At 71.2% G+C, this 21,338-nt stretch carries 14 protein-coding genes; 10 read left to right on the forward strand and 4 right to left on the reverse strand.

The window, feature by feature from the left end:
* On the reverse strand, positions 1–1,527 hold the full coding sequence (locus MKL11_RS10490; protein ID WP_243942905.1) for a glycosyltransferase family 2 protein: 1,527 nt from the start codon (positions 1,525–1,527) through the stop codon (positions 1–3).
* Between the two features lie 19 nt (positions 1,528–1,546).
* Entirely contained in the window at positions 1,547–4,654 is a 3,108-nt protein-coding gene (locus MKL11_RS10495; RefSeq protein ID WP_243942907.1) for a rhamnan synthesis F family protein, read from the reverse strand.
* A 355-nt stretch (positions 4,655–5,009) separates the two neighbouring features.
* On the opposite strand from MKL11_RS10495, the gene MKL11_RS10500 reads away from it, so the two are divergent.
* The 8 genes from MKL11_RS10500 (at position 5,010) to MKL11_RS10535 (ending at position 17,951) form a co-directional block, all read left to right on the forward strand.
* Positions 5,010–5,558, forward strand: coding sequence for a formaldehyde-activating enzyme (locus tag MKL11_RS10500; RefSeq protein WP_091718756.1), 549 nt, complete (start codon positions 5,010–5,012; stop codon positions 5,556–5,558).
* Between the two features lie 264 nt (positions 5,559–5,822).
* On the forward strand, positions 5,823–6,827 hold the full coding sequence (locus tag MKL11_RS10505) for an AAA family ATPase (RefSeq protein ID WP_243942910.1): 1,005 nt from the start codon (positions 5,823–5,825) through the stop codon (positions 6,825–6,827).
* Between the two features lie 2 nt (positions 6,828–6,829).
* Complete coding sequence (locus MKL11_RS10510; protein WP_243942912.1) at positions 6,830–7,741, forward strand: DUF58 domain-containing protein; 912 nt, start codon at positions 6,830–6,832, stop codon at positions 7,739–7,741.
* A gap of 7 nt (positions 7,742–7,748) precedes the next feature.
* Positions 7,749–10,568 carry a DUF4159 domain-containing protein gene (locus MKL11_RS10515; RefSeq protein ID WP_243942914.1) on the forward strand — a complete coding sequence of 940 codons (2,820 nt, stop codon included), beginning with the start codon at positions 7,749–7,751 and terminating at the stop codon, positions 10,566–10,568.
* A 214-nt stretch (positions 10,569–10,782) separates the two neighbouring features.
* Positions 10,783–12,867: a hypothetical protein gene (locus MKL11_RS10520; RefSeq protein ID WP_243942917.1), complete on the forward strand. Its 2,085-nt coding sequence runs from the start codon at positions 10,783–10,785 to the stop codon at positions 12,865–12,867.
* A gap of 248 nt (positions 12,868–13,115) precedes the next feature.
* On the forward strand, positions 13,116–14,993 hold the full coding sequence (locus MKL11_RS10525) for an extracellular solute-binding protein (RefSeq protein WP_243942919.1): 1,878 nt from the start codon (positions 13,116–13,118) through the stop codon (positions 14,991–14,993).
* Positions 14,990–16,843, forward strand: coding sequence for an extracellular solute-binding protein (locus MKL11_RS10530; protein WP_243942921.1), 1,854 nt, complete (start codon positions 14,990–14,992; stop codon positions 16,841–16,843). The genes MKL11_RS10525 and MKL11_RS10530 overlap by 4 nt, the downstream gene beginning before the upstream one ends.
* Positions 16,844–16,850: 7 nt before the next feature.
* Positions 16,851–17,951 (forward strand): microcin C ABC transporter permease YejB, encoded by a 1,101-nt coding sequence (locus MKL11_RS10535; RefSeq protein ID WP_243942923.1) that lies wholly within the window; start codon positions 16,851–16,853, stop codon positions 17,949–17,951.
* A 25-nt stretch (positions 17,952–17,976) separates the two neighbouring features.
* Here the strand turns inward: MKL11_RS10535 and MKL11_RS10540 are convergent, their stop codons facing one another.
* Both MKL11_RS10540 and MKL11_RS10545 read right to left on the reverse strand, forming a co-directional pair.
* Positions 17,977–18,588, reverse strand: a complete 612-nt coding sequence (locus tag MKL11_RS10540) for an NIPSNAP family protein (protein WP_243942926.1) — start codon at positions 18,586–18,588, stop codon at positions 17,977–17,979.
* Positions 18,589–18,680: 92 nt separating this feature from the next.
* Positions 18,681–19,481 carry an AraC family transcriptional regulator gene (locus tag MKL11_RS10545; RefSeq protein WP_243942928.1) on the reverse strand — a complete coding sequence of 267 codons (801 nt, stop codon included), beginning with the start codon at positions 19,479–19,481 and terminating at the stop codon, positions 18,681–18,683.
* Between the two features lie 62 nt (positions 19,482–19,543).
* Between MKL11_RS10545 and MKL11_RS10550 the strand changes: the two genes are divergently transcribed.
* Complete coding sequence (locus MKL11_RS10550; RefSeq protein WP_243942930.1) at positions 19,544–20,740, forward strand: MFS transporter; 1,197 nt, start codon at positions 19,544–19,546, stop codon at positions 20,738–20,740.
* Positions 20,741–20,806: 66 nt separating this feature from the next.
* Complete coding sequence (locus MKL11_RS10555; RefSeq protein WP_243942932.1) at positions 20,807–21,310, forward strand: GNAT family N-acetyltransferase; 504 nt, start codon at positions 20,807–20,809, stop codon at positions 21,308–21,310.
* The last annotated feature ends 28 nt before the right edge of the window (positions 21,311–21,338 follow it).

The following is a 21,338-nucleotide window of genomic DNA, read 5'->3' on the forward strand; positions in this document are numbered from 1 at the left end:
TCAGGCGGACCGCGCCTCCGTCACCCACCGCGCCGCATCGGCCCGGGGGGCGACCACGTCGGTGTCGGTGCGCAGCTGCGGGCTGTAGGCGGGATCGTCGGTGAGCACGTCGTGCCAACGGCGCAGGAAGCGCGAGATCTGCGAGCCCGGGGCGAAGCTGGTCTGCCGGGAGGCGCTCTCGTGGTGCGCCATCTCGGCGAACGGCGTGTAGACGATGCGGTAGCCGAGCATCCGCAGCTTGAAGCACAGGTCGACGTCGTTGAAGTCGAGGGCGAAGCTCTCGTCGAAGCCGTCGACCGCTTCCAGCACCGCCTTGCGGGTGGCGAACAGCGCGCCCGTGACCGACGAGCAGTCCCGCTGCGCCAGCGCCCAGTCGCCGTAGGTCGGCTCGGCCGCGTCGCGGTTGTACCAGGGATGGGCGCAGACATCGAAGATGCCGCCGAACATGCCGGCATGCTGAATCTGGCCGTTCGGGAACAGCAGCCGCCCGCCGACGCCGCCGACGCCGCGATCCAGCGCGAAGGTCAGGAGCGCTTCGATCCAGCCGGGGCGGCGCACCACGAGGTCATCATTCATCAGGATGACGAGGTCGGTCTCGGCGGCGCGCCAGAGGGTGTTCATCTTGGCCGCGTAGTTGAACGGCGCGCTCTCGGGCCGGGTGGTGAGCAGGCGGGTCACCGCGAACCGGTCGGAGCGGCCGCGATAGATCGCGTCGTCGGCCCTGTCGTCGCCGATCAGCACCCGGATCCGGTCGGCCGGGTAGGTGCTGCGGGCGAGGCTGTCGAGGAGGTTGATCACGTGGGGCTTGGTGCCCTCGATCACCCGGCCGTCCGCGTCCCGGGGCCGGCTCTGCGCGGTCGGGACCACCAGGGTCACGGGCGGGCTGGCATCGAGGCTGCGGCGGATCTCCAGGGTGTCCGCGGTCAGGCCGGGAGCGGTGCGCAGGGGCGCGCCCGAGCCCTGGAACCAGCGGTCGAGCACGTCGGCCCGGGCGGCGCGCTTCGCCTTCGGGCGCGTGAGCGGCGAGGCGATCAGCGTCTGCGGGATCCGGTCGATGCCGATGCCCGCCGAGAGCGCGTCGAGCAGCAGCCGGAACCAGGCGGCGTTGCCGGTGCGCCGGCCGAAATCCGGGGTGAGGCTCGCCAGGGCCGAGACGCGGATCACCAGCGGGAAGCCGATATAGTCGTCGGCCATGAGCAGGGCCGGATTGAAGGCCGGCTTGCAATGGACGCTGCGAACCTGGCCGCCTGCATCCACCACGGCGTCGTCGCCGTGGAAGATGCCGATATCCGGCCGCTCGGCCATCGCGGCCAGGATCGATTCGAACAGGTCCGGATGCAGCTCGGACGCGGCCGGGGCCACGAACACGGCCCGGCAGGCGGGAAGCGCACCGGCGGCGACCTGGGCGAGCTTGCGGTCGTCGATCGGGTGGAAGCGCTCGTTGAGGGGCAGCGGCAGGATCGCGTCCGGCCAGGCGCGCGCGCTCCAGGAGGCCGACGGGGCCGGGACCGGCTTCTTGTTCAACACGGCTCGCGTCTCCCGGGCGTCAGGTACGTTCGGCCTTGAGAAGGCGGGACAGGCTCGCCTCCATGGCGGCGGCCACCGCCCCGATCGACAGGCGCTCGCGGATTCGGGCGCGGGCGGTGGCGCCGATCCGTTCGGCGTCGCCGCTGGTCACCGCCCGGGCGGCGTCGGTGAGCGCGCGGGCGAGGTCGTCCTCGTCCACCTGCCCCCATTCGGCGCCGCGCAGATACGGCCCGTAGGTCTGGTCCAGGGCGGCGATCTCGGCCTTCACCGGGAAGCCGCAGGTGGCGTCGAGGAAGTCGCGGCTGCCGCCGTAATCGGTGGCGACCACGACCTTGCCCATCTCCATCGCCTCGGCGATCGTCAGCCCGAACCCTTCGGAGGAATGCGACGAGGCGTAGACCGCGCAGAGCTCGAACAGGGCGCCGAGCTCGTTCTGGGAGAGCGGCTGGTCGATCACCACCACGTCGCCGGTCTTGCCGACGAGGTCGAGGAGCTTCTTGCCCTCGTCCGGCAGGTCGAACACGTGCTTGGTCTTGAGCACGAGCTGCCAGCCGGACTGCGCCAGCCCCGCGGCCCGGAACGCCCGGATCAGCGCGTGCGGGTTCTTCCGGGCGAGGTAGCTCGACCCGTCGAAAGCGTAGAGGATCACCTTCCTGCTCGGGTCGATGGAGAACGCCTTGCGCAGGTTGGCCTTGGCGGCGGCGCTCGCCGGCTCGCCGGGCTCGTTCTCGACCACGTAGGGCACGACATCGACCGGGATGTCGGTGATCTGGCGGAAGATCGCGGCGCAGAACTCGGTGGGCGCCCAGATCGCGTCGAGGCCGTCCACGGTGGGCAGCCAGCCTCCGGGCACGTGCGAGGTCTCCCAGACGAACAGCCCGATCTTGAGCCGGGCGCTCGCAGCGATATCGAGCTGACGCGCGCTCATCAGCGCGTGCCAGCTGTCGCCGTTGAAATGCACCAGGGCGACGTCCGGTGCCCCCGAAAAAGTCCGGGCCTGCCAGCCCGGTCCGACCCGGGCATGGACGTGGAACGACCGCTCCATCGGATGGACGTTCAGCGCGAAGGGCGCCCGGTGCAGCGCCCGCACGTAGCTGCGCGCGGCGACGCCGAGCCCGTTGGCGTAGTTCATCGGCGAGACGTACGAGGCCCGCAGGGGCCGATCCGGCGCCCGGGGCCGGCGCAGGTCGGCCCAGATCTTGGGGCCGGGATACGTGAAGGTCTGGTCGAGCCGGTCGAGGTCGAAGCCGCGCTCGCCGATCGCCTCGCGGACCGCCTCGCCGCCGATCGCGGCGTGCTCGCCCAAGAGTGAGCGCTTCACGAACGGGAAGCCCTGGCCGAGCATGTTCTCCCAGTCGAACAGGGTGCGGTTGTTGCGTGGGTCGTTGACCAGCGTCATGTGCTTGTTCTGGGCCGAGAACAGGCTGCGCATCCCGAGCCCGGCGGCCCGCATCCGCCCGGAGAAAGTCAGCTCGTACTCGGTGATGACGATGTTCTTGTCCGGCCAGTTCGCCACCGCCTGGATGAAGTGGTTGAACGCGTAGGAGGACAGGCAGCGCCTCTTCAGGGCCAGGAAGAAGCTCTGCAGGTGGTGACTGTAGTAGAAGTTGTCGGCGAGCCCGATCACCGCCTCCGGGTAGGCATCGATCTTCGCCAGCAGCCCGGCGAAGTCGCCGCTGTCGAGGGGCCCGACCAGGCTGTCGTTGGCTAGGTACAGGGTCTCGGCATCGAGCAGGTCGTCGTCCTCGAGGAGGACATGCGCCCAGGCGGCGAAATCGAATCCCGTGTTCTCGCGCAGGTAGGCCGAGGCGCAGAGCGTCAGGATCGCTTCCGGCACCGCGGTCTTGTGCTGGTCGGCCGCGATGATCAGCACGATGTCGATACCGTTCTTGGCGAACGCCCGCAGGTAGGGCTCGACATGGCCGCGGATCCGCCCCTCCGGCGCGTGGGTGATGAACAGGGCGGTGCGGCCGTGTTTGCGCGGCTCCCGTTTCAGGCAGGACAGGCGGGCGTCGGCGGCCTCCGGCACCGCGGCGCCGGCGACCCGGCGGGTCAGGCGGCCCGCCTCCAGCCCGGTCGTGACGTAGTCGACCAGGGGATTGAGCCCCAGAGCGGCGACCTTTGGGTAGCGGGCGAGGTACCAGGGCGCGTCGAAGCGCGGGGACGGGCTCGTGCGTCGTCCGTTATCAGCCAGGAAATGCACGAGCGGGTTCGCGTCCGTCTCGTCGTCGGCCAGGTAGGTCTTCGTGTACCAGCGCGTATCGAACCACGGGCCGGGATCGAGGCCCTCCCGGGCGCCGTGCTCCAGGAAATGCACCAGCGGGTTGAGGCTGTCGGCGCGCACGTCGGCCGATTGCGCGGCGTACCAGTCGGGGTCGAACAGGGGATGCGGGGCGTAGCGGCGATAGCCGCCGGCCATCACGTAATGCTCCAGCGGCTCGAGCCCGCTGGTCTCGGCCTCGGGGCAGCGCCCGCGATAGAACTCGGCGTCGAAGATCCCGGATCGGCGGATCAGGTCGACATGCCGCGACAGTCCGGCGAACTCCTCCGGATTGCGCAGGTAGCCCTGCTTCCGGCCGGTCTCGAAATAGTGACTGAGCGCGATACCGCCCGCCTCCCGGGCATCCGGGTAGCGCGACCGGTACCAGGCGGAGTCGAACAGCGGCGACGGGTCGGTGTCGGGACTCTTCACGAAGTGGAAGAACGCCCGGGCGCGGGCGTCGGCGCCACCGAGATAGCGCGCGGCGTACCAGCCCGGATCGAACAGCGGGTTGGGGGCGATGCCGGCAACGGCGCCGCGCTCGACATAATGGATCAGCGGGTTCACGCCCTCGGCCCGCAGGCCCGGGACGGCGTCGAGATAGCGGTCGCCGTGGAACAGGGGCGACGGCCAGCGGCCCTCGCGCCCGCCATGGACCGCGTAATGCACGAGCGGGTCGATTCCCTCGCCGACCACGTCGGGATAGCGCCGCGCGTACCAGGCCGGATCGAACAGGCCCGAGGCCTTCACGGCAGCCACGAGATCCGCCTGCCGGGGCTCGTCCGTCCGCCGCCGCTTCAGGCGCCGGGCCAGCGGGCGCGTGAGGGACCGCGCGGTCCCGGCGACGAACACATCTCGAAGGCGCATGGTGAGTACCGGATACGCGGGAGGCCCGCTTTGCTGCCCACGCCGCAATCCGCGAGAGACATCAGGAGGTTCAGCCAGCAGCCCCGGCTTCGCGCGCCTTCCTACTGGTCCGGCTCGCCCGCGCCAAGACCCGGCCCAAGATCCGACCCAAGATCCGACCCAAGACCCGGGCCGGGTTCACCGAGCCGGCAGCGGCATCGCGGCAGGGCCGCCGGATGCCGGAGCGCGTGCTAGAGGGAGCGCCGTCGGCCGAGGCGCCCGCGCCCTGCGGGGCCCGGGCGCGACGCGACGATCCAGCCGGCACGGCGGCAGCGGCCGCCCCCGTCCCGTGCCGCTACCCATGGGAGCCTACCTTATGAGTGAACGCATCATCCTGCGCGCCGGCGAAGCCCTCGTGGCGGGCGGACCGCCCAACACCGCCTCCGAGCCGGAGGTCATCATCGGCGAGCTCGACGGGCCGGTCGGCACCGCGCTGGCGACGCTGACGGGCGACCAGGTGGTCGGCCACAGCCGCGTCTTCGCCCTGCTCAACACCGACATCATGGTCCGGCCGGTGACGCTCTGCGTGTCCAAGGTCAGCGTGACCGAGAGCAAGTACACCTCGATCCTGATGGGCACGGTGCAGTTCGCCATCGCCAACGGCGTGCTCGACGCGGTGCGGGCGGGCTACATCCCCAAGGAGAAGGCCAACGACCTCGGCATCATCTGCTCGGTCTGGCTGAGCCCCGGCGTGATCCAGGCCGAGACGGTGGACCACAAGGCGCTGTTCGAGATCCAGCGCAAGGGCATGACCGAGGCGATCCGCAAGGCCATGACCAACGAGCCGTCGATCGACTGGCTGCTGGAGAACCAGGATAAGATCGTCCACAAGTATTACACCATGGGTCTTGAGGGAAAGATCTGATCCGCACCGTCGAAACTCTCGCGCGGAAGGGAAGTCGGACCAGGGGACATCCCTCCCGCGCACCGGCGCCCAGAGACCCGGAGGTCGCAGCGCGTCTTCAAGGCGGCGTCTCCGAGCCCGTCGCCGGGAGCGGCATCGCCCGCCGCCCCCCGTCAATCGCCGTGCGGCGATCCCGACCTTGCCAGCCCGGTGCGAACGGCCCCACATTGGCCGGATGACCGGTGGGGTCCCGCGGGACTCCGGGGGCAGGAGATGGACATCGGCATGACGCAGGGGATCAGCCCGGCCACCACCCTCGACGACGGCATCGTCGCCACCGCGGAGAGCTGCCTCGCCGCCGTCGGCGCGGCCCGGGACGCGATCCACGGCGTGATCTTCGGGCAGGAGAAGGTCGTCGATCTCGCCCTGGTGACGATCCTGGCCGGCGGCCACGGCCTGCTGGTCGGCCTTCCCGGCCTCGCCAAGACCAAGCTCGTGGAGACGCTCGGCACCGTGCTCGGCCTCGACGCGCGCCGCGTGCAGTTCACCCCGGACCTGATGCCCTCCGACATCCTCGGCACCGAGATCCTGGAGGAGGATGCCGACCGCCGTCGGGCGTTCCGGTTCGTGCAGGGCCCGGTCTTCACCCAGCTCCTGATGGCCGACGAGATCAACCGCGCGAGCCCGCGCACGCAGTCGGCCCTGCTCCAGGCGATGCAGGAGGGCCACGTCTCCGTAGCCGGCGCCCGCCACGACCTGCCGCGGCCGTTCCACGTGCTCGCCACCCAGAACCCGATCGAGCAGGAGGGCACCTATCCGCTGCCCGAGGCCCAGCTCGACCGCTTCCTGCTGGAGATCGATGTCGGCTATCCCGACCGCGCCGCCGAACGGCGGATCCTGATCGAGACCACCGGCGTGGACGAGGTGCGCCCGCGCGCCGTGATGTCCACCGAGCAGCTCCTCACCGCCCAGCGCCTGGTGCGCCGGCTGCCCGTGGGCGAGGCCGTGGTCGAGGCGATCCTCGACCTCGTGCGCGCTGCCCGGCCCGACGGCGGCGATGCGCTGGTCAAGGACAAGCTGCTCTGGGGTCCCGGCCCCCGCGCCAGCCAGGCACTGACGCTCGCCGCCCGCGCCCGGGCGCTGATCGAGGGCCGGGTCGCGCCCTCCGTGGCCGACGTGAAGGCCCTGGCCGAGCCGGTGCTCAAGCACCGGATGGCACTCAGCTACACCGCCCGCGCCGATGGCGAGACGATCGAAGGCCTGATCGGCAAGCTCGCCGAGAAGCTTTAGCCTTGGTCGGGACACACGCCCTCGACTCCGAACGGCGCACCCCCGGCAGGCGCGAGAGCGCGGGCGCGACCGCCCTGTCCGAAAAGATGCCCCGCCTGGTGCTGGAGGCGCGGCGGGTGTCGAGCCTGCTGGCCCACGGCCTGCACGGGCGCCGGCGGGCCGGGCCGGGCGAGAGTTTCTGGCAGTTCCGCCCGTTCGTCACCGGCGAGGCCGCCGCGCGGGTCGACTGGCGCCGCTCGGCCCGGGACGACCGGCTCTACGTGCGCGAGCGCGAATGGGAGGCGGCTCATAATATCTGGTTGTGGATCGACCGTTCCGCCTCCATGGGCTTCTCTTCGGACTTGGCGTCGGCGTCCAAAGTCGAACGGGCTCTGGTCCTGGGGCTGGCCCTCGCCGACGCCTTCGTGGAGGGCGGCGAGCGGGTCGGGCTCCTCGGTCTGACCCGGGCTACCGCGTCGCGGGGCATCGTCGAGCGGATGATCCAGGCACTGGTCACCGACAAGTCCGGCCTGGAACAGGACCTGCCGCCCCGGGCGACCCCTGCGCGCTTCGACGAGGTGGTGCTGATCGGTGACTTCCTCACCGATCCCGACCGGATCGCGACCGCGGTGCAAAACCTCGCCGGGCGGGGCAGCCGTGGTCATCTTCTGATGGTCGTGGACCCGATCGAGGAGACCTTCCCGTTCACGGGCCAAGCCGTGCTGCACGACCTCGAAGGCGGACTCAGCCTCGATATCGGCGACGCCGGCGCCTGGGGCGACCGCTACCGCGCCCGCATCGCCGAGCACCGCGCCGCCCTCCAGGCCATCACCCGCCAGCAGGGCTGGACGCTCACCATCCACCGCACCGACCGCCCGGCGAGCGAGGCGGCCCTGCGGCTCGCCACGCTGATCGCCGCGCGCGGCCCGGAGTGAGGACGCCATGCTGGGTCTGACCTTCGCGGCGCCCCTGGCGCTCGCCGCCCTGATCGGCCTGCCGGCCCTGTGGTTCCTACTGCGGGTGACGCCGCCGCGTCCGCGCCGGATCGAATTCCCGCCGCTCAAGCTCGTCGCCGACCTGATCCCGCAGCGGCAGACGCCGGCGCGCACCCCGCCCTGGCTGCTGCTCCTGCGCCTGCTGATCGCCGCCGCGCTGATCCTGGCGGTGGCCGGCCCGGTCTGGAATCCCGGCGGTGTCGGGGCGGGTGGCGGGCGGAGCGCGCTCCTCGTGCTCCTCGACAACGGCTTCGCCGCCGCCCACGACTGGCGCGACCGGCTGCGCGTCGCCACCGACGCCGTCGAGGGCGCCGCCCGGGACGGCCGGCCGGTGGCTGTGATCGGCCTGGCCGAGCCGCCCGCGGCCTTCGAGGCCAAGACCCCGGCCGCCGCCCTGGAACGCCTGCGCGCCCTGGCGCCGCGCCCGATCCTGCCGACTCGCGACGCCCATCTCGCCAGCATCGGGACGTTCCTGGAGAAGAACCGGGGCGCCGGCCTCGTCTGGATCAGCGACGGCGTCGCCGGGGCGGGCGACGAGCGCTTTGCCAAGGGCTTGGCCGACCTCGTCGGCGGCAGCGGCGCAGCACTCACAGTGCTGCGGGCGGAGAAACCGCCGGCCCTGGCGCTCACCGCCTCCGAGACCGGCGGCACCCTGACGGTACGAGCCCTGCGGGCGGCCCCGAACGGGCGCGACACCGGCGTGGTCCGGGCGCTCGACCAGAAAGGCCTGCCGCTGGCCGAGCGCGACATCGCCTTCGCGGCCGACGCCACCGAGGCGACGGCGACGTTCGAGATGCCCGTGGAACTGCGCAACAGCATCAGCCGCCTTGAGATCGCGGGCGAGCGCTCGGCCGGGGCCGTGGTGCTCCAGGACGAGCGCGGCAAGCGCCGTCGGGTCGGCCTGGTCTTCGGCGGCACCCTCGACCAGGCCCAGCCGCTGCTGGCACCGACCTATTATCTGGCCCGGGCGCTCCAGCCCTTCGCGGACGTGCAGGAGGCGCGCGGCGCCAAGGGCACGGCGGAGTCGATCAACCAGCTCCTCGACAATCAGGTCTCGGTGCTGGTGCTCGCCGATGTCGGCGCGCTGGACGAGCGGACCACCGCTCGGGTCGAGAGCTTCGTGAAGGCCGGCGGCATGCTGCTGCGCTTCGCCGGACCGCGCCTCGCCGCCGGCAACGACCCGCTGGTACCGGTGCGCTTGCGCCGGGGCAACCGGACGCTCGGCGGCACCCTGTCCTGGGACAGCCCCAAGACCCTGGCGCCGTTCCCACCCGAAAGCCCGTTCGCGGGCCTGACCCCGCCGGCCGATATCGGCGTGCGCCGCCAGATCCTGGCCGAGCCGGACGGCGACCTGCCGAACCGGACCTGGGCTTCCCTGCAGGACGGCACGCCGATCGTCACCGCGCAGAAGCGCGGCCAGGGCACGCTCGTGCTGTTCCACGTCACCGCGGACACCACTTGGTCGAACCTGCCGCTGTCGGGGCTGTTCATCGACATGCTCCGGCGCGTCGTCGGGCTCGCCGGCACCTCGGCACCGCCAGCCGGAGAGGCCGGCCGCGCGTCTACGATCGTGCTCGCCCCCCGGGCGACGCTGGACGGGTTCGGCGCCCTCGGCTCGCCCCCCGCCTCGGCCACCGCGGTGGCGGCCGACTATGCTGACCGGGGGAACGCCGAGCACCCGCCGGGCTTCTACGGTCCGGCCGATGGCGGCATCAGCGTCAACGCCTTGAAGCCCGACGACCGCCTGAAGACCCTCGACACCGCGGCGCTCGACGGCGCCCGGATCGGAACCCTCGCCGGAGCCGAGACCCTGGATCTGCGTCCCACGTTGTTCACGCTGGCGCTGCTGCTGCTCGCCCTCGACACCCTAGCCGGCCTGTGGCTCGGGGGTTTCCTGCGCCGTTCCGCCTGGGCGAGCCGCCTGCGCGGGCGCCCGGCGGTGCTGGCCTTCGCGGGCCTGCTCCTGTTCGCCGCCCTCCCGGTGCAGCCGCTGCGCGCCGAGGAACCCGCGGCCAACCGGCCGAACGGCATCGAATCCGCCCTCGTCACGCGGCTGGCCTACGTGATCACGGGCGACCCCGCCGTCGACGAGGCGAGCCGCACCGGCCTCACCGGCCTGACCCAGATGCTCGCCTCGCGCACCGCCCTCGAACCGGGCGAGCCCGCCGGCATCGACCCGGCCAAGGACGAGCTGGCCTTCTACCCGCTGATCTACTGGCCGATCGCGCCGTCCCGGCCCCAGCCCTCGGAGACGGCGATTCGCAAGATCGACGCGTTCATGCGTAACGGGGGCACGGTCCTGTTCGACACCCGCGACGCGCTCACCGCCCGCCCAGGCGGCCCGCCCTCCCCGGAGGCGGCGTACCTGCGCAAGATGCTGGCGACCCTCGAAGTGCCGGAGTTGGAGCCGGTGCCCCTCGACCACGTCCTGACCAAGGCGTTCTACCTGGTCGACAGCTTCCCCGGCCGCTACGCCACCGGCCAGACCTGGGTCGAGGCCCTGCCGCCCGCCGCGGAGGGTGCCGAGCGCCGCCCGGCCCGGGCCGGCGACGGCGTCAGCCCGATCATCATCACCGGCAACGACCTCGCCGCCGCCTGGGCGGTGGGCCGCCGCGGCGAGCCGCTCTACCCCGTGGTCGGCGGCGACCAGCGCCAGCGCGAGATGGCCTTTCGCGGCGGCGTGAACATCGTGATCTACACGCTCACCGGAAACTACAAGGCGGACCAGGTCCACGTGCCCGCGCTGCTGGAGCGGTTGGGGCAGTGAGTTTTTTGGACACGGTCCCCGGGCAGCGCTTGCTCCCACCACCACCCCTCATCCTGAGGTGCGACCGCGAAGCGGGCGCCTCGAAGGAGCCCTCCAGCCGGCCGCGCAATTCCTGGAGCCCTCCTTCGAGGCCGCTGACGCGGCACCTCAGGATGAGGGGGTCTGATCGGCCGGCGGCCTCATCCCTCACAAGCATCTCGGAGGCTTGCACGCCATGCTGAGCCTCAGCTTCACCCCCCTCCTACCCTGGCCGGTCCTGGCCGCCCTGGGCCTGATCGTCGTCGTCCTGGCCGTGCTCGCCTTCGTGGCGCGGGGGCGCACCGCGCTGTTGCGCGCCCTGGTGCTCGCCTTGGTCCTGGCGGCCCTCGCCAACCCCGCCCTGGTGCGGGAGGACCGCGAGCCGGTGAAGGACATCGCCGCCATCGTAGTCGACCGCTCCGGCTCGCAGGCGCTCGGCGACCGGCCTCAGATGACAGACGCGGTCCGGGCCGAATTGGAGCGCCGCTTCGGGGCGCTCACCAATATCGAGCCGCGCTTCGTCGACGTGCCCGACGCCAAGGACGGGGACGACGGCACCAAGCTGTTCACGGCGCTCGGCCAAGCGCTGGCCGACGTGCCGCCCGAGCGGCTCGCCGGGATCGTGATGCTCACCGACGGCGTGGTCCACGACATTCCGGCCTCGATGGCCCAGCTCGGCATCAAGGCGCCGCTCCACGTGCTGGTTACCGGCCATCCGGACGAGCGCGACCGGCAGATCAAGCTCCTGGAGGCGCCCCGCTTCGGCATCGTCGGCAAGGATCTGACGATCCGCGCCGAGGTGATGGAGCGCGGCGGCACCGGCCACGCCGTGGTCACGGTCCGCCGCGACGGCGAGGAAATCGACCGGCGGGACGTCGCCACCGACAAGCCGTTCGCGCTGACCACACGGATCGAGCATGGCGGCCCGAATGTCGTCGAGATCGAGGTCGAGCCGCTGCCGGGGGAATTGACCACGGTCAACAACCGCGCGGTCCTGCCGATCGAGGGCATCCGCGAGAAGCTTCGCGTGCTGTTGGTCTCCGGCGAGCCGCACCAGGGCGAGCGGACCTGGCGCAACCTGCTGAAATCCGACGCCAACGTCGACCTGGTGCACTTCACCATCCTGCGTCCGCCCGAGAAGCAGGACGGCACGCCGATCTCCGAATTGTCGCTGATCGCGTTCCCGACCCGCGAGCTGTTCGTCCAGAAGATCAAGGACTTCGACCTGATCATCTTCGACCGCTACGCCAACCAGAGCGTGCTGCCGCAGGCCTATTTCGACAACATCGTCCGCTACGTCCGCGAGGGCGGCGCGCTGCTCGTCGCCGCCGGTCCCGAATATGCCGGGCCGGCGAGCCTGGCCCGCACGCGGCTCGCCGGCATCCTGCCGGGCGACCCGGACGGGCGGGTGGTCGAGCGCCCCTACAAGGCGACGCCGACCCAGGTCGGCCAGCGCCACCCGGTGACGCGCGACCTGCCGGGCTCGGACGCGAACCCGCCCGCCTGGGGCGACTGGCTGCGTATCGTCCAGGCCCGCACCCGGCCCGGCATCCAGCCGATCCTGTCGGGAGCCGATGGACTGCCGCTGCTCGCCCTGTCCCGGGAGGACAAGGGCCGGGTCGCGCTGCTCCTGTCCGACCATGCCTGGCTGTGGGCGCGGGGATACCAGGAAGGCGGCCCCTATCTCGACCTGCTGCGCCGCCTGGCGCACTGGTTGATGAAGGAGCCGGCCCTCGAAGAGGAGGCCCTGCGGGCGCAGACCACGGGCCGCGGCCGCGAGGTGCGAGTCGAGCGCCAGACCATGGCCGACCAGGTCGAGCCGGTCACCGTCACCGGGCCGACCGGCAAGGTGACCACCCTCACCCTCAAGTCCAGCGAGCCCGGCCTGTTCACCGCCACCTTCGATGCCGAGGCCCTGGGGTTGCATACCCTGCGCTCGGGCAACCTCGTCGCCTTCGTCAGCGTCGGGCCGGCCAACCCGCGCGAGCTCGCTGACGTGTTCAGCGACACCGAGCGCCTGAAGGCCGTGGCGGAAGGCTCCGGCGGCTCGATCCGCCGGGTCGCGGATGCCGGCGGCGGCACCCAGGTTCCGCGGCTCGCGACCGTGCGCAGCGGACGCCTAGCTGGCGGCGACTGGATCGGCTTTCGCCCGAGCGACAGCGCCAATATCCGCGGCGTCGAGGTCTACCCCCTGGCTCTCGGCCTCGCGGCGCTCGCTGCGCTGGCGGCGGCCGTGCTCGCGATGTGGCTGGTCGAGGGACGCCGCGGGCGGGCGGCTTGAGTTTTTGTGACTTGGAAGGCGGCCTTGTTTCCCCAATCTGGGCGCTCTCCCTCCCCCGCAGAGGGGGGAGGGAGACGCGCGCGGATCCGGCCCCCGTCAAAAAAGGCCCTGTGCAGCGCGTCACGCCGCGGTCGCGCACCAGCCGGCAACATGTAGCCTCGACGCCCGGGCCGCACCCAGCCTAAGACCCTCGTGAACCCTGAATACCCCCGCACCGCACGGTGCGCCGACATGGAGACAGCCTGCCCGTGACTGGACGCCTCCTCGCCGCGACGCTCGTCGTCGCCTGCCTCCAGTTCGCCCCGGCCCGGGCGCAGGAACCGGCGGCGATGCCGGCGGCCACGGGCCAGTGGACCCACGCCATCACGTTGATGGGCGAGCCGAAATACGGCCTCGACTTCAAGCATTTCGACTATGCCGACCCCGATGCCCCCAAGGGCGGCCTGGTGCGGCTGGGTGCGCAGGGTGGCTTCGACAACTTCAACATCGTGGTCGCCGGCCTGAAGGGCGATCTCGAGAACGGGGTCCAGCAGATCTACGATACGCTGATGACCGAATCCTCGGACGAGCCGTTCACCTCCTACGGGCTGCTGGCCGAGGCGGTACGGATCGCCCCCGATCTCGGCTCGGTCTCGTACCGCCTGCGCGAGAACGCCCGCTGGCACGACGGGAAGCCGATCACCCCCGAGGACGTGGTCTGGTCCTACGGCGTGCTGAAGGCTAACAGCCCGTTCTATGCCGCCTATTACCAGACCGTCGCCAAGGCCGAGGCGACGGGGCCGCGCGAGGTGACCTTCACCTTCACCGAGAAGGGCAACCGCGAGTTGCCGCAGGTGATCGGCCAGCTGCGCGTCCTGCCCAAGCACTGGTGGGAGGCCAAGGACGCCAACGGCAAGCCGCGCAGCCCCACCGAGACCACCCTGGAGCCGCCGCTCGGCTCCGGCCCCTACCGGCTCGCCAAGTTCGAGCCCGGCCGCAGCGTCACCTATACCCGCGTGCCGGACTATTGGGGCAAGGACCTGCCGGTGAATGCCGGGCGCTACAACTTCGACACCGAGCGCTTCGAGTACTTTCGCGACGGCACCGTGCTGGTCGAGGCCCTGAAGGGCGACCTGTACGACTTCCGGGCCGAGAACATCGCCCGCAACTGGGCCACCGCCTACGACGACTTCCCGGCCGTGAAGGAGGGGCGCCTGATCAAGGAGGCGTTCCCGGAGCGCGGCATGGGCATCATGCAGGCCTTCGCGTTCAACACCCGCAGGGACAAGTTCAAGGACCCGCGGGTGCGCCGGGCCTTCAACCTGGCGCTCAACTTCGAGGAGATGAACAAGGCCCTGTTCTACGGCCTGTACAAGCGCATCAACTCCTACTTCTTCGGTTCGGAACTCGCCTCCGCGGGCCTGCCGGAGGGCGAGGAGAAGGCGATCCTGGAGAGCGTCAAAGACAAGATCCCGGCTTCGGTCTTCACCACGCCGTATGCCAACCCGGTGAACGAGCCCCAGGACGCCGTGCGGAAAAACCTGCGCGAGGCCGTCGGGCTGCTGCGCGAGGCCGGCTACGAGTTGCGTGGCGGCAAGATGGTCGACAAGGCCACCGGTGAACCGCTGACGGTCGAGTTCCTCGAGTTCCAGAATGCCTTCGAGCGGGTGATCCTGCCCTTCTCGGCGCAGCTCAAGCTGATCGGCATCGATGCGACCCTGCGGGTGATCGATGCGGCGCAATACCAGAACCGGATCCGCGATTTCGATTTCGACATCATCACCAACGCCTGGGGCGAGTCGCTCTCGCCGGGCAACGAGCAGCGCGAGTTCTGGGGCTCGGCGGCGGCCGACAAGCCGGGCTCGCGCAACCTGATCGGGATCAAGGATCCCGGCATCGATGCGCTGATCGAGAAGGTGATCTACGCCCCCGACCGGGCCGGCCTGGTCGCTGCCACCCGGGCGCTGGACCGGGTGCTGCTCGCCCACGATTACGTCGTGCCGCAATGGTCGGCGAGCGAGCAGCGGACCCTGCGCTGGAACCGGTTCGGCCACCCGGCGATCCTGCCGCGCTACGCCGGCTCCGGTTTCCCGACGACCTGGTGGTACGACCAGACGCTGGCCGCCAAGACCGGAGCCCCGCGTTGACCCGCGGCCCTTGGCGGCCGAGCCGGCGCGGCCTCGTGCTGGGCGCCGGCGCCCTCGCGGCGATCCGTCCCGCCCGGGCCGCCGGCGACGAGCGCCACGGCCTGTCGAGCTTCGGCGAGCTGAAATACGCCCCCGGCTTCGCGCATTTCGACTACGTGAACCCGATCGCCCCGAAAGGCGGCCGGTTCTCGACCCAGCTCACCGGCACGATCGGCAACCAGTCCCTCAACACCTTCAACACGCTCAATATCTACGTGCTGCGCGGCGACGGCGCGGCCGGGCTGGACCAGACCTTCGACAGCCTGATGGTCCGGGCGCTCGACGAGCCGGACGCGGTCTACGGGCTGGTGGCGCGCGCCGTCACGGTGAGCCCCGACGGCCTGACCTACACCTTCGCGCTGCGCCCCCAGGCCCATTTCCACGACGGCTCGCGGCTCACCGCACGGGACGCCGCCTTCAGCCTCAAGCTCCTGCGCGACAAGGGCCATCCCTCGATCTCCGAGGTGATCCGGCCGATGATCGACGCCCGGGCCGAGGGCGACGACACTCTCGTCGTCACCTTCGCGGAGGGCCGCGCCCGGGACCTGCCGCTGTTCGTGGCGCAGCTGCCGATTTTTTCGGCTTCCTACTACAGCAACCGCGATTTCGAGGCGTCGAGCCTCGATGCGCCGCTAGGCTCCGGCCCCTACCGGGTCGGCGCTGTCGATCCCGGCCGCTCCATCGGGCTCGACCGGGTCCCGGATTACTGGGCGGCGGACCTCGCCGTGACGGTGGGGCAGAACAATTTCGACGCGCTCCGCTACGAGTACTTTCGCGATCGCACCGTGGCCTTCGAGGCGTTCAAGAGCGGCGCCTTCACGGTCCGCGAAGAGTTCACCGCCCGGGTCTGGGCAACCGGCTACGATTTTCCCGCCGCCACCGAGGGGCGCGTCATCCGGCAGACCGTGCCGGATGCGCGACCCAGCGGCACGCAGGGCTGGTGGATCAACATCCGCCGGGAGCCGTTCCGCGATCCGCGCATCCGCGAGGCGATCGGCCTGTGCTTCGACTTCGAATGGTCGAACCGCAACCTGATGTACGGCGCCTACACGCGCACCGCCTCGTTCTTCGAGAATTCCGACCTCAAGGCCACGGGAGAACCCTCGGCCGAGGAGCTGGCCCTGCTGGAGCCGTTCAAGGACCTGCCCCCGGAGGTGTTCGCCGAGGCCTGGACGCCCCCCGTCTCGGACGGGTCCGGCCAGGACCGGGCGCTGCTCAAGCGCGCCGACGCCCTGCTGCGCGAGGCCGGTTGCACCCGCCAGGGCAGCGGCCTCCTGCTGCCGGGCGGCCAGCCCCTGGCCATCGAGTTCCTGGACGACGACCCGGTCTTTCAGGCGGTCACCCAGCCGTTCATCCGCAATCTCGGCCTGCTCGGGATCAAGGCGACCCATCGCACCGTCGACCCGTCCCAGTACCAGGCCCGGGTCAACGACTTCGACTTCGACGTCACCTCCCGCCGCTTCGCCGGCGGCGTTACCCCGGGCGCGGAGCTGCGCGAACTCTATGGCTCCCGGGCGGCCACTACCCCGGGCTCCAACAACCTCTCAGGCGTCGCCGATCCGGCGCTCGACGCGCTGCTCACCGCCATCGCGGATGCCAAGTCCCGGGCCGCGCTGACCACGGCGTGCCGGGCCCTCGACCGGGTGCTGCGGGCCCAGCGCTTGTGGGTGCCGATGTGGTATTCCGGCGCGCACCGCCTCGCCCTGTGGGACGTCTACGGCCGCCCGGCGAACCCGCCCAGATACGACCTCGGCGCCCCCGGCACCTGGTGGTACGAGGCCAACAAGGCCAAGCGGATCGGGCGGGACTAGGACGATCATGCTTGGCTACATCCTCCGCCGCATCGGCCTGATGATCCCGACCCTGTTCGGGATCATGCTGATCACCTTCACCATCGTGCAATTCGCCCCCGGTGGCCCGGTGGAGCGGGTGCTCTCGCAGATGAAGGGCCAGGGCGACGGCGCCCTGTCGCGGGTCACCGGCGGCGCCGGCGATCTCGGCGGCGGTCGGCCGGCAGGGGGCGGGGACGGCAATTCCCGCTATCGTGGCGCGCAAGGGTTGAGCCCGGACTTCATCGCCAAGCTGGAGAAGCAGTTCGGCTTCGACAAGCCGGCGCCCGAGCGCTTCGCCAAGATGCTCTGGGACTACACGAGGTTCGATTTCGGCCGCAGCTATTTTCGCGACGTCACCGTCATCCAGCTGATCAAGGAGCGCCTGCCGGTCTCGATCTCGCTGGGCCTGTGGATGACGCTGCTGTCCTACGCGATCTCGATCCCACTGGGCATCCGCAAGGCCGTCAAGGACGGCGAGCGCTTCGACCGCTGGACCTCCTTCGTGGTGATCATCGGCTACGCGATCCCGGGCTTCATGTTCGGGCTGATGCTGATCATCCTGTTCGCGGGCGGCTCGTTCTACCAGTTTTTTCCGCTGCGCGGCCTGACCAGCGAGGGCTGGGAGACCTTCTCCACCTGGCACAAGCTCACCGACTACGCATGGCACATGGTGCTGCCGCTCACCGCACTGGTGATCGGCGCCTTCGCGACCTCGACCCTGCTCACCAAGAACTCGTTCCTCGACGAGATCCGCAAGCAATACGTCCTGACCGCGCGGATGAAGGGCCTATCCGAGCGACGCGTGCTCTACGGCCACGTCTTCCGCAACGCCATGCTGATCGTCATCGCCGGCTTCCCGGGCGCGTTCATCTCGGCCTTCTTCACCGGCTCGCTGCTGATCGAGACGATCTTCTCACTCGACGGGCTGGGGGAGCTGTCGTTCCGCTCGATCGTCGGCCGCGACTACCCGGTGGTGTTCGCGACCCTGTACATCTTCTCCCTGCTCGGGCTGGCGGTGAACCTGCTGTCCGATCTGATCTACGTCTGGATCGACCCGCGGATCGATTTCTCCGCCCGGGCGACGTGAGGGTGGCAGGCGGGGCGGAGCCCGCTCACGACAGCGGCGAGCCCGGATCCGGCAGGGCGATGGTCGAGGTGGCCTCGAGGATCTGGTCCGGTCCGCCCTTCGGGGGCCACGCGCCGGAGGCGTAGGCGTTCGCGCGCAGCCTCGCCCGCTCTTCCAGGCTGGTGAAGGCCCAGATGTGCGTGATCCGGGGGGCACCGTCGAGGGCGTACAGGTTGGTCACGAGATGCGCGGTGTAGGGCTTGGCCGGCGCGATCGCCGCCTCCCAGGCTGCCAGCGTCGGCGCGAGGCCGCCGGGCCTGAGCCGATAGGTCCGGATCTCGTACACGCCGCCGCGCGAGCCGGTCCGCACCGGCGGCAGGAACGGGAACGGCGCGTAGCTGTCCATGGTCAAAGCGGTGAGGTGATCGCCCGCGTGGAACGGCGCGGCGCTCATCAGGGCGCGCCGCCGCTCCGCCGTCATCGCCTCGGGGGCCTGGAAGCGGCGCAGGAGCACCACCCGGCCGAGGGTGCCGATCTCGGTGCGCCAGCAGCCGAGCAGCGTCCCGGCCTCCGCCTCGGCGGCCCAGGCGCACGCCCGCTCGGCGACTTGGCCGACCGCCAGCAACGGGCAGGACAGCGTGGCGAGTTCGTAGAGCATGGCCGGGCGCCTCCGCTTTCGCTTTCGCTTTCGCTTGCTTTACCCGGCTGAAGCTAGATCACCGCGATCCCGGGGCGAGGGCCGCGCGGGACCTACCGTGCTTCCCCACTGCCGAGCACCCGCGCCACCGTGCTCCGCAGCGCCTGGGCGCTGCGATAACCCACCGCCGCCGCGACCGCTCCGAGGGGCCGCCCCTCGGCGGTCAGCGCGAGCGCCCGGATCACCCGGGCCCGCGCCCGCCAGTCGCCGAAGCTCAAGCCCGTCTCGGTGCGGAACCCCCGGGTCAGGGTGCGCCGGCTCGCTCCGGCGCGGTCGGCCCAAGCGTCGAGGTCGTCGGCCGCGGCCGGATCCGCGATCAGGCCGAGGCAGACCCGGCGCAGGCGGGCATCTCGGGGCAGCGGCAGGGTGAGCGGCGTCTCGGGGGCGCGGCCGATCTCGTCGAGCACCAGGGCGGCGAGGTGGCCGCCGCGGCCGGCCTCGTCGTACAGCACCGGCTCCAGCCCGAGGGCCGCGAGCGCCGCGGCGAGCAACGGGGAGACCAGGATCACCCGGCAGCGCTCCGGGAAGGCCGACACCGCGGTCGGATCGAGATAGGCGGAGCACATCGCCACCGCGCCGTGGGTCGCCACGGCGTGCGGCAGGCGCGGCGGGATCCATAGGGCATGCCCCTCCGGCACGACCCAGGTGCCATCGTCGGCCGAGGCCGTCATCAGGCCCTCCGTCGCGTAGAGAAGCTGCGCACGCGGGTGGAAATGCCGGTCCAGCCGCATCCCGGCCGGGTAGGTCTTGGGCATCACCGCGACGGCGCGCGGCACGTCCTGATAATCGGCAGCCTCCGTCGAGCGTCCGCGACGCGGCTGGCCGCTCGAACAAAATGGCCCGTTCGCATCCATATCCGGCCCGACACGTCTATCGGGCCAAGGTATCAGGGGACGATCCCGGAGGATACGCCGCGATGGATGCCGAAACCCTGTCCCGCCGCACGCTGCGCTTCGTCAACGTCGCGCACGCCCTCGACCATTTTGTGCTGCTGATCTACCCGACCGCGGTCATCGCCATCGCGTCCCAGACCGGGCTCGGTTACGGCGAGCTGATCGGGCTCGCGACCGGCGCCTTCGTGGCCTTCGGCCTGTGCTCGCTGCCGATGGGCTGGCTGGCGGACCGGTTCGGCCGGCGCAATATGCTGGCGGTGTTCTTTCTCGGCTACGGGCTGTCCTGCCTCGGGGTGGCGAGCGCCACGACGCCGCTGAGCTTCGCGCTGTGGCTGTGCGTGCTCGGCCTCGCCTCGGCGATCTACCACCCGGTCGGCTCGACCATGCTGGTGACCCACGCGCGCCGGCTCGGGCGCGACCTCGGCGTCAACGGCGTCTGGGGCAATCTCGGCGCCGCCTCGGCCTCGGGGGTGACCGCGTTGCTCGCCGCCACCGCCGGCTGGCGCGCCGCCTTCGTGGTCCCGGGCCTGGTCTGCCTCGCCTGCGGCGCCGCCTTCCTGGCGCTGGTCCCGGGCGACGGCGAGGCCGGCGGCAGGAAGGCCGGCGGTGCGGCCGCGATCGCCGTGAGCCGGCCCTGGGCGCTGATGGCCCTGTACGCCCTGGCGATCTTCGCCGGCGGCGTGACCTTCAACCTGACCACGATCAGCCTGCCCAAGGTGATCGACGAGGGCGTGGGCCACGCTCTGCCGCTGGCGCTGATCGGCTCTCTCGCGACCGTGGTCTTCCTGTTCGGGGCGCTGATGCAGCTCGCCATGGGCCGGCTGATCGACCGGTTCAGCCTGCCGGCCCTGTTCGTCACCCTGTCGGTGCTGCAGCCCCTGGGCCTCGGGCTCGCGGCGCTCTCGACCGGCCTACCGCTGCTCGCGGGCCTGATGCTGGCCATGACGGCGATCTACGGGCAGGTGGTGATCAACGACGCGATGATCGCCCGCTACGTGCCGCCCGCCTACCGGGCGCGGGCCTACAGCGTGCGCTATTTCGTGGGCTTCACCGCCAGCGGCTTCGTGGTCCCGGCGATCGCGGTGCTGCACGAGCGCGGCGGCTTCGCCCTGGTGCTCGGCATCGCGGCCGCCTGCGGCGCGGTGATCTGGCTCTCGGCGATCGGCTTCCTGCGGCTGACGCAGGGCGGCCCCCGCGCCGCCCTGGCGGCAGCGGAGTAGGCCGGCGGTTTGCCGCACCGGGCCGGCGCTGCTACGCGGCGGCGGTTCCGAGCCGCGAGCCCGCCCTTGACCACACTCTCCCTCGTGATCCGGCCCGAGCGACCGGAGGACGCCCCTGCAATCGACCGGCTCCAGGCCCGAGCCTTCGGCCCCGGACGGTTCGCCCGCACCGCCTACCGGTTGCGTGAGCGCGCGCGCGAGCGGAGGGATCTGGGCATCACCGCCTCGGTCGGCAACTTTCTGGTGGGCTCCGTACGGATGGGTCCGGTGCGGGCCGGGACCATGTCGTTCGTCATGCTCGGCCCCCTGGCGGTGGATCCGAGCTTCGCGGGCCGCGGCATCGGCGGCACCCTGACCCGGGCGGCGATCGAGGCCGCCCGGCAGGCCGGCGAGGGCTTGGTGATCTTGGTGGGCGACGCGTCCTATTACAGCCGCTTCGGCTTCACCCCGGTCCCGCCGGGGCGCCTGACCCTGCCGGGACCGGTGGACCCGGCCCGGCTCCTGTGGCTGGAACTGGCAGCTGGGTTCCATGAGGGCGTGTCGGGCCTGGTCGAGGCGGTGCGACCCTGATCCGTCGGGCCGCGGGCGGCAGACAGAC

Source organism: Methylobacterium sp. J-077 (assembly GCF_022829365.1).
GTDB lineage: Bacteria > Pseudomonadota > Alphaproteobacteria > Rhizobiales > Beijerinckiaceae > Methylobacterium.